10 protein-coding genes are annotated in these 12883 nt (G+C 70.3%); 5 read left to right on the top strand and 5 right to left on the bottom strand.

Annotation, left to right across the window (positions count from 1 at the left end; translation table 11 throughout):
- Positions 1 to 10: 10 nt before the first annotated feature.
- Complete coding sequence (locus NR810_RS24180; protein ID WP_257455722.1) at positions 11 to 502, top strand: GNAT family N-acetyltransferase; 492 nt, start codon at positions 11 to 13, stop codon at positions 500 to 502.
- A 26-nt stretch (positions 503 to 528) separates the two neighbouring features.
- On the opposite strand, the gene NR810_RS24185 is transcribed toward NR810_RS24180, so the two are convergent.
- A complete protein-coding gene (locus NR810_RS24185) occupies positions 529 to 885 on the bottom strand; it encodes a TIGR02266 family protein (protein ID WP_257455724.1) in 357 nt (118 codons plus the stop codon).
- 175 nt (positions 886 to 1060) lie between these two features.
- Here NR810_RS24185 and NR810_RS24190 point away from each other — a divergent pair, with 175 nt between their 5' ends.
- A complete protein-coding gene (locus NR810_RS24190; protein WP_257455725.1) occupies positions 1061 to 1963 on the top strand; it encodes a hypothetical protein in 903 nt (300 codons plus the stop codon).
- A 277-nt stretch (positions 1964 to 2240) separates the two neighbouring features.
- Positions 2241 to 3311, top strand: coding sequence for a TauD/TfdA family dioxygenase (locus NR810_RS24195; protein WP_257455728.1), 1071 nt, complete (start codon positions 2241 to 2243; stop codon positions 3309 to 3311).
- Positions 3312 to 3318: 7 nt separating this feature from the next.
- Here NR810_RS24195 and NR810_RS24200 read toward each other — a convergent pair whose 3' ends face one another.
- From NR810_RS24200 to NR810_RS24210, 3 genes are all read right to left on the bottom strand, one after another.
- Positions 3319 to 4215 carry a Uma2 family endonuclease gene (locus tag NR810_RS24200; protein WP_257455729.1) on the bottom strand — a complete coding sequence of 299 codons (897 nt, stop codon included), beginning with the start codon at positions 4213 to 4215 and terminating at the stop codon, positions 3319 to 3321.
- Positions 4216 to 4312: 97 nt separating this feature from the next.
- Positions 4313 to 6985, bottom strand: a complete 2673-nt coding sequence (locus tag NR810_RS24205; protein ID WP_257455730.1) for a phosphoenolpyruvate carboxylase — start codon at positions 6983 to 6985, stop codon at positions 4313 to 4315.
- A 49-nt stretch (positions 6986 to 7034) separates the two neighbouring features.
- The gene (locus tag NR810_RS24210; RefSeq protein ID WP_257455732.1) at positions 7035 to 9593 is read right to left on the bottom strand and encodes a DEAD/DEAH box helicase; all 2559 of its coding nucleotides are present in this window, start codon (positions 9591 to 9593) and stop codon (positions 7035 to 7037) included.
- A 161-nt stretch (positions 9594 to 9754) separates the two neighbouring features.
- On the opposite strand from NR810_RS24210, the gene NR810_RS24215 reads away from it, so the two are divergent.
- Entirely contained in the window at positions 9755 to 11119 is a 1365-nt protein-coding gene (locus NR810_RS24215; RefSeq protein ID WP_257455733.1) for a UbiA family prenyltransferase, read from the top strand.
- A 212-nt stretch (positions 11120 to 11331) separates the two neighbouring features.
- The gene (locus NR810_RS24220) at positions 11332 to 11964 is read left to right on the top strand and encodes a DUF2378 family protein (protein WP_257455734.1); all 633 of its coding nucleotides are present in this window, start codon (positions 11332 to 11334) and stop codon (positions 11962 to 11964) included.
- A gap of 66 nt (positions 11965 to 12030) precedes the next feature.
- Here the strand turns inward: NR810_RS24220 and NR810_RS24225 are convergent, their stop codons facing one another.
- The gene (locus NR810_RS24225; RefSeq protein WP_257455735.1) at positions 12031 to 12879 is read right to left on the bottom strand and encodes a tRNA (5-methylaminomethyl-2-thiouridine)(34)-methyltransferase MnmD; all 849 of its coding nucleotides are present in this window, start codon (positions 12877 to 12879) and stop codon (positions 12031 to 12033) included.
- Positions 12880 to 12883: the final 4 nt, after the last annotated feature.

The raw sequence follows: 12883 nt of genomic DNA on the forward strand, positions 1-12883 counted from the left end.
TGTGCGAGCCGTGCAACCGATCCCCACAAGAACCCCCGCCCCGGACGCTCCCTCCTTCCGCATCCGCCGTGCTCGCCGCGGTGACGCCGAGAGCCTGGCCGCGCTCCTGCGAGAGATGGGTTACCCCCATGGCTCGGACGCCCAGACGGTCCACTGGGTCATCAGCCATCCGGAGATCGAGATCTTCGTGGCGGCGGATCTGCAGGATCGCCCCGTGGGCATGGTGTCGCTGTCCCACCGGCCGCAGTTGAGGCTGCGCGGGCGCGTGGCCACGGTGGACGAGCTGGTGGTGACCGAGAGCTGGCGGCGCCGCGGCGTGGGCCGGGCCCTCATGCAGCAGGTCATCGAGCGCTGTGGCGCGCGTGCGCTGAGCGTCAAGCGGCTCGAGGTGTGCTCCTACGGTCAGGAGGAGCTACGGGGCTTCTACGAGTCCTGCGGCTTCGTGAAGATGGACCGGCAGGTGCTGCGCTACGTCGAGCTGGAAGGCCAGCACGGCCAGTAGCGCGGCACCCGCGGCCGCGCCCCACTTCAGCGCTTGAAGCTGCCCACCACGCGCTGCAGGCGGGCCTGGTCCGCTTCGTTCACGTCGACGAAGCGCACGCCGATGGCCTCGGCGTCATCGCGGACCCACGAGATGATGCCCTCGAGCTCGAAGTCCTCTCCGCTCACGGTCATCTGAAGACGCACGCGCGAGCCCACGTCGTAGGAGCGCCGCGTGCGCAGGCACAGTCCTCCAGCCGACAGATTGAGCGAGTAGGCGCGCAGCGCCCGCGCCGCGTCCTGGGCTTCCTGAAAACGGACATCGAACGTCGCCGTCACCCTCTCATGGGCCCTCCGGTTGGAGTGCAGCACCGCCGGCGTCTCCGCGGCTTCGGACGTCTTCATGGTCATGCGCACTGATTCCTCGGGCTCTTGGGTGGATGGCACTGAGATGACGCACTCGGTCGGAGACCTCGTGGCGTCAACAAGTGTCCGCTGTACCCCAGGTCTTGTTCAAGGGGGGCCCGTTTCTCCACGGACGTCTTATTAGTCCTGTTCGTTACTCCAGACGGGGCAAGGAATGCGGGCGAAAGTTCTCCTGGTGTGCAGTGTCGTGCTGATGGGTGGATGGGTAGCCAGTGGCTGCCGCAACGGCAATGGGAGCGCGGGGAACGACTCCGGGACGCTGGCCGATGGTGGGCCGGGCGCGAAGAACGATGGGGGCGGAGGGTCGACGGACTCGGGCGGGGACGGGGACGCGGGAGAGCCGCTCCAGGGTTGTGACGTGGCGCGGCAACAGGGCTGTGACGCGGGCGCGCTGTGCCTGCGGGGCTTCCTGGAGGACGGTGGGCAGGGCAACCGCTGCTTCCCCGCGGACGAGTGCGACCCGGTGGCGCAGAACTGTCCGGAGGGGAACAAGTGCACCTACGTGCGCCAGGGCGGCACGACGCGCCGGCGCTGCGTGCCGGACGGGACGGTGACGGAAGGCGGGGCCTGTCAGAGCACGGCGAGCCCGGAGGGCCACTTCCACGACACGTGCAAGGCGGGGCTGCACTGCACGGACCAGACGGCGGCGGATGGGGGCACCACCTTCGCGTGCCAGAAGTTCTGTTACGGGAGCGCGCAGTGCACGGCCCCGCGCGATTGCATCGAGGTGCTGCGCTTCGAGGGCTCGGACGAGCTGCCCAGGGTGTGCGGAGAGCCAGGGCCGAAGTGCGACCTGCTGGCGCAGGGCTGCGCGAGCTCGCTGGGGTGCTACCCCTCGCCGAGGAGCGGGCCGGTGTGCGTGCCGGCGGGAGGCGCGGAGAACGGCTCGCCCTGCACGTATTCGAACGACTGCCGGCCGGGGAGCGCCTGCGTGAAGGAAGGAGCGGGCCTGGTGTGCCGCGCGCTGTGCCGGACGCCCTCGGGAACGCCGGGCTGCGCGAGCGGACGCTGCGAGCCCCTGCAGGACTTCCCAGGCGTGGGGGCCTGCGTGCCGTAGGGGTCGGGTTGATCTGTCCGCGACACGCCGTTAATCTGGCTACACGATGAGTGCAACGTGCGCCCGCTTCCTGACGACCGCCTGCAGCCCCTGTCGCTGCGGCGCGTGTTGTTAGTCGAGCAGCCACGTCCCTCCGACAGTACCGGCTGAGTACCCGCTGGCACGGCGCGAGGGAGCCCTCGTCTCTTCCCACCTGAGCGTCGCGTCTCGCCACGGAGCGTCTCCGGCGCCCCGCCGTGGGCGCGTGCTCGGGCCATTCCCGCCAGAGGAGTGTCCGATGCCCATTGCCCGATTCGAGCCCCACGACGATTTCCTGCGCGTCCACTTCGCCGCTGGAGAGAGCCCGCGCCACGCCGACTTCCACTGGTTCTGGTTGCGGCACAACTCCGAGCTGGACCGGCACCCCCTCACCCGCGAGCGCATCGTCTGCTCCTCCGAGCTGCCGCTCGAGCCCCACCCCCGCCTCGTGCGTCTCACCGAGGACGCGGCCGCCCTCGATATCGACTGGGGCGACCGCTCCGACGGGCAGGTGAGCCGCTACGCCGCCGACTGGCTCCGCGAGCACGCCTATGCGGCCGACCGGGTCCCCTCCCCCGCCCCTCCCTCCGACAGCGCGGCCATCACCGTGGAGGCCTCGCGTCTGGACGAGCCGCTCGGGCGCTTCACCGTGCGCACCGTCCAACGCACCGGAGCCCTCATCGTGCGCGGCTTCGGCACCGACACGGAGTCCCTCATCGACGCCATCGGCCGCGAGGGACTCTCCGTCATCGAGACCCACTTCGGGCGCATCGAGGATCTGCGCACCGACAACACGACGAACCGCAACACCGACCAGCTCGGCTACACGGACAGCGCCATCCAACTGCACACGGATCAGCCCTTCCTCGACAGGCCGCCGCGCTACCAGCTCCTGCACTGCCAGCAACCCGCGGACACGGGAGGCGACAACTTCGTGGTGGACGCGCTCGCGGCGGCGCACCACCTGGCCGATCTCGACCGGCCCGCCTTCGACCTGCTGCGCACGGTGCCGGTGACCTTCCACCGCAAGCAGAAGTCCTTCGAGCGCGTGCTCGTCTCGCCCATCCTCGACTTCGACGCGCCCGGCGGCTTCCGCATCCGCTACAGCTACTTCACCCTCGCACCCCACCGCCGGCCCTTCGCCGAGATGGAGGCGTGGTACCGCGCGTACAACCGCTTCGCGAGGCTCGTGCGGGACGAACGCCACCAGTACCGCTTCCGCCTCGAGAAGGGCGACTTCCTCATCTACGACAACTGGCGCATGCTCCACGCGCGCACGAACTTCACCGGCGCCCGCTGGGTGCGGGGCGTGTACTTCGACGCCGCGTAGCCCCCGGTCAGCTCCGGCCGCCGCGCAGCCGCTCCAGCTCGGCCAGCGCCTCGGCCAGCTTGCGCTCCGCTTCCTGTCTGCGGCTCGCCTCCTCCTCACGCAGGCGAGCTTCCTCGGCCAGCTTGCGCTCCGCTTCCTGTCTGCGGCTTGCCTCCTCCTCACGCAGGCGGGCTTCCTCCTCACGCAGGCGGGCTTCCTCCTCGCGCAGGCGGACCTCCTCGGCACGGCGCGCTTCCGCGCCCTCCACCATCCGCTCGAGCCGGGCGATCAACTCGTTCGCTTCCGGCAGCGCCGCTCCTCCGTGGAAGAAGCGCAACCGCTCGTCCTCGATTTGCAGCTCCAGCCCCAATACCTCGGAGGAGTAGAGGCCATGCTGGGGCAGGATGGGCCGGTAGACACGCCGGCCCTCCTCCAGCCGCCAGCCCGTCAGCCGCAAGCGTCCCCGATCGAAAAGGAAGTACTCGCGGATGCCGAGCCGGGCGAAACGCTCGACGTTCTTCTCCAGGTCCTTGCGGCGGTTGCCCGCCACATGGATCTCCAGCGCCAGATCGAGCCCCTTCCCCTCGGCGCTCACCGCCCAGCGCATGCGCGGATGGGGCTCCACGTCCACTACCGCAATGACGTCCGGGGCGAACATGGGCTCGCCCGGGTAGTACACGGGCAGCTCACATCCCAGGTACACCTTGCGGCCGATGCGCGCGAAGTAGCCCCCGAGCACCTCGCGCGCACGCGACTTGGCCTCGTAATGAGGGTCTCCCTCGGGCGTCGAGGCCTCGGAGACGGGAAATTCGGAGGGCAGGCTGTCGACGATGCGAGCGCGCTCCTCGGGCGTGAGCCGATCCCACTCCTCCTGGGACGGCGCGCGAGGATCGTCCGGGTCGACGCGATAGGGATGGACGCGCATGGGCCTGAGGACAGAGTAATGCCTCGTGGGGCAGGCACCAAGCCGGAGCGGGCGGAAGCGTCCTGCGGAAGGCGTCCGGCCGATCGGACCCCCCTCCTCACCCGGTGTTGCGCATGCCCGCGGCGATTCCGCTCAAGGTGAGCAACAGCGGCCGTTCGCAGTTCTCACACCCCGCCCGCTTGCGCCGCATCAGCTCCACCTGGAGGAAGGACATGGGGTCCACGTAGGGGTTGCGCAGGGCGATGCTCTGCCGCAACTGCTGGTTTCCCTCCAGGAGGCGCTCCTCGCCCGTCACCTGCTTCACCCAGCGGCGCGTGCGCGTGTACTCGGCACGGATGCTCTCCCACAGCGGACGCGTGGACTCGGGCGCCAGCGCCGCGTACCGCGAGGCGATGGCCATGTCCGCCTTCGCCAGCACCATGGCCACGTTGTCGATGACCGTGTGGAAGTAGGGCCACTGGCGGTACATGCGCCTCAACAACTCCCGGCCCCCGGGCCGTGAGCCCAGCTCCTCCAGCGCCGAGCCCACCCCATACCAACCCGGCACGATGGCGCGGTTCTGCGTCCACGCGAAGCTCCAGGGAATGGCGCGCAACGACTCCAGTCCTCCGGCGGAACGCTTGCTGGGCCGCGAGCCGATGGGCAACGCGGAGATCTGCTCGATGGGCGTGGCCGCCTGGAAGAACGGAACGAAGTTCGGGTCCTCCCACACGAGCGCGCGGTAGGCGCGGCGGCCGATCTCCGCCAGCTCGTCGAAGGTGGCGCGGAACGAGGCCTCCTCCTCGCGCGCCACGCGCGGCTGCGCATCCAGCGAGTGCAGCAACACCCCGCCGAGCACCAGCTCCAGCGTGCGCCGCGCCAGCTCGGGCCGGGCGTACTTGTGGTCCAACGCCTCGCCCTGCTCGGTGGCCTTGTACGTGCCGGCGACACTGCCGGGTGGGAGCGCGAGGATCGCCTCCTGCGCGGGACCACCACCCCGGGCCACCGTCTCGCCCCGGCCATGGAAGAGGCGCAGGCGCACGCCGGCCTCGTGGGCCACCTGGGTGAGCGCGGACTGGGCGCGGTAGAGCGCGGCGCTGGCGGCCAGCAGCCCCACCTCCTTGCCCGAGTCGCTGTACCCCACCATCACCTCCTGCACGCCTCGCGCTTGCAGGTGGCGGCGGTACTCGGGGTGGGTGAACAGCTCGCGCAGGATGCGCGGGCCATCATCGAGCGCCCCGAGCTGCTCGAACAGGGGCACCACGTCCACGGTGGCGCACCCCCGGGCCTCGTCCCACAGGCCGGCCCCCCGCGCGCACTGGAAGGCCGCGAGCACGTCCTCGGCGCTGGCGGCCATGGAGAGGATGAGCGTGCGGCAGCACCCCTCTCCCGACTCGGCCTGGGCCTCGCGCATGCGCTGCAGCACGGCCAACAACCTCGCTCCGCCCTCCGTGGGCGCGGGCCCTCCCGCCAACGACGCGGCGGCGCTGCGCGCGTCCTCGGCGGGCGTGCGCACCTCCAGCTCGGCCAGGTGGAAGCCCACCGCCCGCACCAGGGAGATGAGGCGGCGGACCTTGCTCACCCCGCCCTGCTTCGCCTTGGCCTCGATGAGGGAGCGCTCGATGATGCCCAGATCGCGCAGCAGATCCTCGGGCGAGCGGTAGGCCGCGGGAGGAAGTGGCTCGGTGCGGCCGGCGCGGCGGCCCTCGACATACGCCAGGGCGGCCTGGAGCCGGGCCTCGATGAAGCGCAGCTTGCGGCGCCAGGGCTCACCCGTGGTGCGCGAGCCATAACGGATCATCACCTCCGGCAGGGCCGCGGCGTCCTCGGCGAGCGAGGCCTTCAGCTCCTCCGAGACGAAGGCATGCCGCTCGGACTGGGTGAGCACCCAACCCAACCGGGCCACCTGCGTCATCAGGATGCGGAGCCCGCGGGCCCGGTGGGCACGCAGCGTGTCCGCCAGCACCTCCGGCGTCACCAGCGGGTTGCCATCCATGTCGCCGCCCACCCACGAGTGCAGGCGCACGGGCGTGGCGAGAACTCCCAGGGGCTCGCCATAGACACGCTCGAAGGCCCAGTCGAGCGTCTCCGGCATGAGCGCGAGCTGCTCGCCGAGCACCTCCTCCACGTACCAGAGGGCGTTCTTCACCTCGTCGCCCACGGTGGGCCGCTCGCGGCGCAGCTCGTCCGTCTGCCAGAGGGCGGTGATCTCCTCGCGCATGGACAGATGGGTGTCGGCCTTCTCGTGAGGGGTGAGATGGCAGCGGTCGCGGTTCTCCAGCAACCGGGCCAGGCGGTAGGTCTTCTCCAGCACCGTGCGGCGGGACGCCTGCGTGGGGTGCGCCGTCAGGGTGAGCGTCACCCGCATGGACATCAGCAGCTCGCGCACCTTCTGGGCGGGGACACCGGCCTGCCGCAGCGTCTGCATCACCGCCTCGAGCGAGCCCCGCTGCGGGCCCCCCTGGCCGCCGATGGCATGCTCACGGGTGCGGCGGATGCGGTGGTGCTGCTCGGCGAGGTTGACGAGACGGAAGTACGTGGAGAAGGCGCGCAGCACGGGCTCGGCCTGCTCCAGGGGCATCTCCCGGAGCAGCGCGGCCAGCTGCGTGGCGGCGGCCCGGCGGCCGGACTTCGGCCCGCGGCGGCGCTCGATGGAGAGGTGCCGGACACGCTCCTCCAGGTCGAAGAGGGCCTGTCCCTCCTGCTCGATGAGGACCTCACCGAGCAGGCGGCCGAGGAGCCGGACATCCCGGCGCAACTGCGAGTCGATGCGACGACGGATGGGAGCCATGCGGAGCTATCTACCTTGAGGAGGGACTTTCAACGGTGACACGACGCCGTCACGTTCCGATCCGGCGCAGGGTGAGCAGCGGACCGTCGTCCACCTTGCGCCCGGTCAGGTCGATGACGCAGTCGAGCATCCAATCGCCATGGCCCTCGGGGTCGAGGATGCGCTGCTGCGCCTCCCACTGCCGTGGACCCGTCTCCTTGAGGAAGGTGTTGGCCGGCCGGCGTGCCTGCGGGGTGAGCACCACGCTCCCGTTCGCCTCGAAGTAGGGGGCCATCGCCGCCTCCAGCTTCGCCACCGTCCAGTCCTCCCCTCCCGCATCCAGCCGCAGCAGCGCCAGCGCGTCCGCGTAGCGCCTCTGCCCGAGCGCCCGCAGCAGCCGGTGCAGCTCGTTGCGCACGTGCGCCGCGAAGGCGCGCGGGTCGTCCGTGAGATCCGTCGGACGGCGATCCGGAGCCTCCGCCCGGCGCACGACGACCTCGCCCGGGTTCTTCATCCGCTCCCACTCGTCCAGCAGGCTCTGGTCGACGTGGCGGATCATCGCCCGCATCCAGTCGATGATCTCGTTGACCTCCTGGTTGCGGTAGCGCTCGGGCACCGTCTGGGTGAGCGCCTTGTAGGCATCCCCCAGGTAGCGCATCAGCACGCCCTCGCTGCGCTGCAGGCCGTACTCGCGCACGTAGTCGTGGAAGGACATGTACCGCTCGTACATGTCACGCATGATGGACTTGGGCCGGATGTTCTCCGCGCCCACCCACGGGTGCTTCTCCGCGAAGGCGTTGAAGGTGGTGTAGATGAAGTCCCGGTTGGGCTTGGGCCACTCGAGCTTCTCCAGCTCCTCCATCCGCTGGTCGTACTCCATGCCCTGGGCCTTCAGCTCGTTGATCTTCTGGCCCTTGAGCTCGTGCAGCTGGGCGTAGAGCACCACCTCCGGGTTCTCCAGGATGGACTCCACCAGCGTCAGCACGTCCAGCGCGTACGTCTCCGCCTCGTGGTCCAGCTTGTTGAGCGTGTCCAGCAGGTACAGCGACAGCGTCTGGTTGAGCGAGAAGTCGCGCTGCAGCCCCGGCGCCACCGCCACCGTCGCGCCCGAGCCCCCCTGCCCCTTCTGGACGATCACCAGCCCCGCGTTGCGCAGGGTGCGGAAGCACGCCGCCGCCTCCTTCAGGTTGCGGCGCTTGATGTACTCCGAGCCGTGCGAGCGGAAGATGAGCCGTACCAGCCGCTGGTAGCCCTCGGCGCCGCCCACCATCTCGCTCTGGAGCAGGTTGAGCAGGAAGCCGTGCGTCACCTCGAAGCGGGACTCCAGCGGCTCGGGCAACCCGGTCTGAAGCCGCTCGAAGGTGTTCTTGTCGTAGTTGACGAAGCCCTTCTGCGGCGGAGGCTTGCGGGGCAGGCGCTTGCCACCCTTGGCCTCCTTCTGGGCGATCTTCACGTTCTCGATGACGTGCTCGGGCGCCTGCGCCACCACGCTGCCCTGGGTGTCGAAGCCCTTGCGGCCCGCGCGGCCGGCGATCTGCTGGAAGTCGCGCACGCTCAGCGTGGCCAGCTTCTCGCCGTTGAACTTGAACAGCTGCGTGAAGAGCACCGTGCGGATGGGGATGTTCACCCCCACGCCCAGCGTGTCCGTGCCGCTGATGACCTTGAGCAGCCCCGTCTGCGCCAGCTTCTCCACCAGCAGCCGGTACTTGGGCAGCAGGCCCGCGTGGTGCATGCCGATGCCGTGGCGCAGGAAACGCTGGAAGTCCTTGCCGTAGGGCGTGTCGAAGGGGGCCTCCAGCAGCGCCTGCCGGATGGCCTCCTTGTCCTCCTTGGTGGAGAAGTCCACGCTCATCAGGTTCTGCGCCTGCTCGGCCGCCGCGCGCTGCGAGAAGTTCACCAGGTAGATGGGCGCCTTGTTCTGGCGGATCAGCTCCTGGATGGTCTCGTGCAGCGGCGTCTCGCGGTACTCGAAGTCCAGCGGCACCGGGCGCTGCGCGCTGCGCACGCTGACCACCTCACGGCCGCTGAACTCCTGCAACCGCTCCTCGATGAGGTGCGTGTCGCCCAGCGTCGCCGACATCATCAGGAACGTGGTCGTCGGCAGGGTGATGAGCGGAATCTGCCAGGCGATGCCGCGCTCGCGGTCCGCGTAGTAGTGGAACTCGTCCATCACCACGTAGTCCGCGCGCAGCATGGCGTCGCGCAGGGCCAGGTTGGCGAGGATCTCCGCCGTGCAGCAGATGATGGGGGCCTCGCGGTTGATGGCCGCGTCGCCGGTGAGCAGGCCCACGTTCTCCGGACCGAAGGCCTCGCACAGGGCGAAGAACTTCTCGTTGACGAGCGCCTTGATGGGGCAGGTGTAGAAGGACACCTTCCCCTCGGCCATGGCCTTGAAGTGCAGCGCCATGGCCACCAGCGACTTGCCCGAGCCGGTGGGCGTCTTGAGGAACAGGTGCTTGCCCCCCAGCAGCTCGAGGATGGCCTCCTCCTGCGCCGGGTAGAGGGACAGGCCGGTGGACTCCACCCAGCCGACGAACCGGCTGAGGATCTCATCGGAGTCCAGGGGGCCCTGCGAGCGGTCGGGCAGCAGCGCCGCCAGCGGCGCGCGGGGGGTTTCGATCGTGACCATCGTGTGAGGACTCTAGGCGGGAGCGCGGGCAGCCAGCCCGGAAAAATGCAGGGCGGACTTCGAAGCCGCTCGGTGGGGAACGGATCGTTCCCTCCCCTGCATTCCAGAGAAGGCGTGTCGCCAGGGTCCCCCGGCCACGTTATCTTGCGCGGCCTCGCTCGATGCCTCCCTCCTCTCCCGTCACGCCGCCTCCCGCCGCTGGCCCTCCCGAGCCCCAGCGCGGCTCGCCGCCACTCGCGGTCGAGCTGGAGGGGGTCCTCACGCGCACGCACACCCTGCACGAGGGGCTGCTGCGGCTGCTCAAGCACCACCCGCTGCAGGCGCTCGCGTCCCTGGGATGGCGGCTCGAGGGCCGCGCCTTCGTGCGCGCCGAGGTCGCCCGGCGGGTGGAGCTGGACGTCGCGCGGCTGCCCTATGACGAGGTGCTCGTCGCGCACCTGGGCGAGGAGAAGGCCCGTGGCCGGCGGCTGGTGCTGGCCACGGCCGCCGATCAGAAGGTGGCCGAGGCGGTGGCCGCCCACCTGGGGCTCTTCGAGGCGGTGTTCGCGAGCGATGGCACCCGGGAGCTGACGGGGGCCCACCGGGAGGCCCGGCTGCGCGAGGCCCTTGGCGAACGGCCCGAGGAGGCCCGCCCCCGGGAGGCCACCATGTCCCGGCCCCGGGCGATCCGCAAGGCGCTCCGGGTGCACCAGTGGGCCAAGAACGTGCTCGTCTTCGTGCCCCTGCTGGCCGCGCACAAGGCGCTGAACCTGCCGATGCTGCTCCACGCCGTGCTGGGCTTCATCGCCTTCAGCCTCTGCGCCTCCAGCGTGTACGTGCTCAACGACCTGCTGGACCTGGACTCGGACCGGCGGCACCCCACCAAGCGCCAGCGTCCCTTCGCCTCGGGGGCGCTGTCGGTACGCGCCGGGTTGTGGCTCGCCCCGGTGCTGCTGGGCGCGGGAGCCGCCGTGGCGTCGCTGCTGCCTGGCGAGTTCCTGGCGCTGCTGGGCACCTACTACGGCATCACCCTGGCGTACTCCTTCCTCCTCAAACAGGTGGCGATGCTGGACGTGCTGGTGCTGGCCGGGCTTTACACGGTGCGCATCTTCGGAGGCTCACTCGCGGTGGGGGTGCCCACCTCCAGCTGGCTCCTCACCTTCTCCATGTTCCTCTTCCTCTCGCTGGCCCTGGTGAAGCGGCTGAGCGAGGTGCGCAGGCTGCGGCTGGCCAACGAGCCCGCCGCCCACGGGCGCGGGTACGTGGCCGGGGACTACGAGCAGCTCTCCATGCTCGGCGTGTCGAGCGGCTACCTGTCCGTGCTGGTGCTCGCGCTCTACATCACCAGCAAGGAAGTGACGGTCCTCTACGCCCACCCGGCGCGCCTGTGGCTGCTGTGCCCGGTGATGATGTACTGGGTGGGCCGCGTCTGGCTGCTCGCCCACCGCGGCGAGGTGAACGAGGATCCCCTCATCTTCGCCCTCAAGGACAAGGTCAGCTACGTGGTGGGGCTCATCGCGGCCTGTGTCCTCCTGGCCGCCACCTGAGGTTCCAAACGGTAGGATGGACACCCACGAGCACCGCTCGTGTACACCCGCATTCCCCTCGTTTGGGATGTCAGGCCGTCAACGGCAGTGGCTCCGCGCACATGTGCCCACCCTTTTTTGGGGTGGAAGAGTTCACCTGACGTGCATAACTGCACGCTCCCTGAACGGACATGTAGCGCGCGGACCCGCTGACCGGATATACCGACTACCCCATGAGCGACGAAAAGCTCGTATACGCAGGAACGATCGAGGCGCTGTTCCAGAGGGCACTCGAGAACCGTCTCACGCCGGCGTGCCGGATGCGCCTGCGCGAGGCTGGACTCGACCTCGACCAGAAGCTGGCTCCCACCTACACGAATGAGCAGTGGAGGCAGTTCCTCCGCGTGGCGGCGGATCACATCTACGCGGGAATGCCGGTCGAGGCGGCGTACTACTCGCTCGGCGAGCGGTTCATCGACGGGTATTTCTCCACGCTGTTCGGTCGCGCCCTGCTGGGGATGGTCCGGCTGGCGGGTCCGAGGAGGGCGCTGGCACAGGTCCGGCTCGGCTTCCGCAGCAGCACCAACTGCAGCGAGGTGCGGGTCGTGGAGCGCGAGTCCACCTCGATGGAGGTGTGGCTGAGCGACATCATGGCCGACCAGCCGACGTTCGCGGCGGGCGTGCTGGCCCGGGCGACCGAGCTGGCCGGCGGCCAGAGGGTCGTCGCCATCCCCGAGGGCTTCGACGGCCGGTCCGCCACCTACCACGTGCGCTGGTCCGAGCAGGCCGAGGCCGTGGTGGACGCGGAGCTCACCGCGCGGAGCGCCGCCGGGAGCAGCGCGTCCGCACCTCGTCCTCCCGCGTAGGGAGCCTGAATCCGGGTCTCGCCACTGGAGGGTCCCCCTCGAGAGAGGGGTGACCCTCTTGTCGTTTCAGGCCATTCGCCACTGGGGGTGGGCGAGCACCCGCGCCTCGAGCTCGGGCGTCAGCGGCTCGCCGTGGGGGGCGCGGGACGAGGAGCGGCGCCACCTGTCCAGCCAGCGCTCCCCGAGGGGCGCCACCAGGGACTCGCGGCGCGTGGCCGCCACCGTGGTCTCCCCCTTCGTCCCCGTGGAGAGCCCCGCCCCCACGTAGAAGCCCGCCAGCAGCAGCGTCACCCGCGTGGGCGTGGCCGCGCTGTACGTCAGCAGCAGCGCCCCCTCCCCGTCCTCCCGGCAGCACGCCCTCACCTGCGACAGCACCCGGGGCGTCCACATCTCCGGGTTGGACGCCGGCGAGAACGGGTCGAAGAACACCAGATCCGCCTTCGGCAGCCCCGCGCCGATCAGCCCCTGGGCATCTCCCAGGTGCAGCCGCCAGCGCAGGCCCTCCGCCTCCCAGACGCCGTCGCGCATGAGGGCCTCGGCCGCCTCGCGGAAGGGTTGCAGGAACGGGAAGCCCGCCGCGTCCGCCAGCGCGAGCCGCAGCGGCGCCAGGTCCACCTCGAAGCTCACCAGCTCCAACCCCCGCTTGCGCTCGGCCCCCAGCTCGCGCGCGCAGGTGAGCGCCGCCACCGCGTTGGTGGCCGCCCCCAGGCCCACGTCGTGGATGACGAGCGGCTCGCCCGGGGTGCGCAGACGCTCGGCCAGACGCGACTGCTCCACGTAGAGGCGCAGGGCCTCCTGCCACGGGCCCACCGAGGGGTGCATCACCTCCCCGTGCCCGAGGTGCCGCACCGCCCGCGAGCCGTTGCGCAACGTCACCAGCTCGAAGTCCCCATCCCGAGGGTTCTGTGCGTCCACGCGC

This window comes from Archangium lipolyticum (assembly GCF_024623785.1).
In the GTDB taxonomy this organism is placed as follows: domain Bacteria; phylum Myxococcota; class Myxococcia; order Myxococcales; family Myxococcaceae; genus Archangium; species Archangium lipolyticum.

Coding starts and splice junctions, on each gene's coding strand:
- NR810_RS24185 (WP_257455724.1), bottom strand. CDS start 885: ATGAAGACGTCCGAAGCCGCGGAGACGCCGGCGGTGCTGCACTCCAAC.
- NR810_RS24190 (WP_257455725.1), top strand. CDS start 1,061: ATGCGGGCGAAAGTTCTCCTGGTGTGCAGTGTCGTGCTGATGGGTGGA.
- NR810_RS24195 (WP_257455728.1), top strand. CDS start 2,241: ATGCCCATTGCCCGATTCGAGCCCCACGACGATTTCCTGCGCGTCCAC.
- NR810_RS24200 (WP_257455729.1), bottom strand. CDS start 4,215: ATGCGCGTCCATCCCTATCGCGTCGACCCGGACGATCCTCGCGCGCCG.
- NR810_RS24205 (WP_257455730.1), bottom strand. CDS start 6,985: ATGGCTCCCATCCGTCGTCGCATCGACTCGCAGTTGCGCCGGGATGTC.
- NR810_RS24210 (WP_257455732.1), bottom strand. CDS start 9,593: ATGGTCACGATCGAAACCCCCCGCGCGCCGCTGGCGGCGCTGCTGCCC.
- NR810_RS24215 (WP_257455733.1), top strand. CDS start 9,755: ATGCCTCCCTCCTCTCCCGTCACGCCGCCTCCCGCCGCTGGCCCTCCC.
- NR810_RS24220 (WP_257455734.1), top strand. CDS start 11,332: ATGAGCGACGAAAAGCTCGTATACGCAGGAACGATCGAGGCGCTGTTC.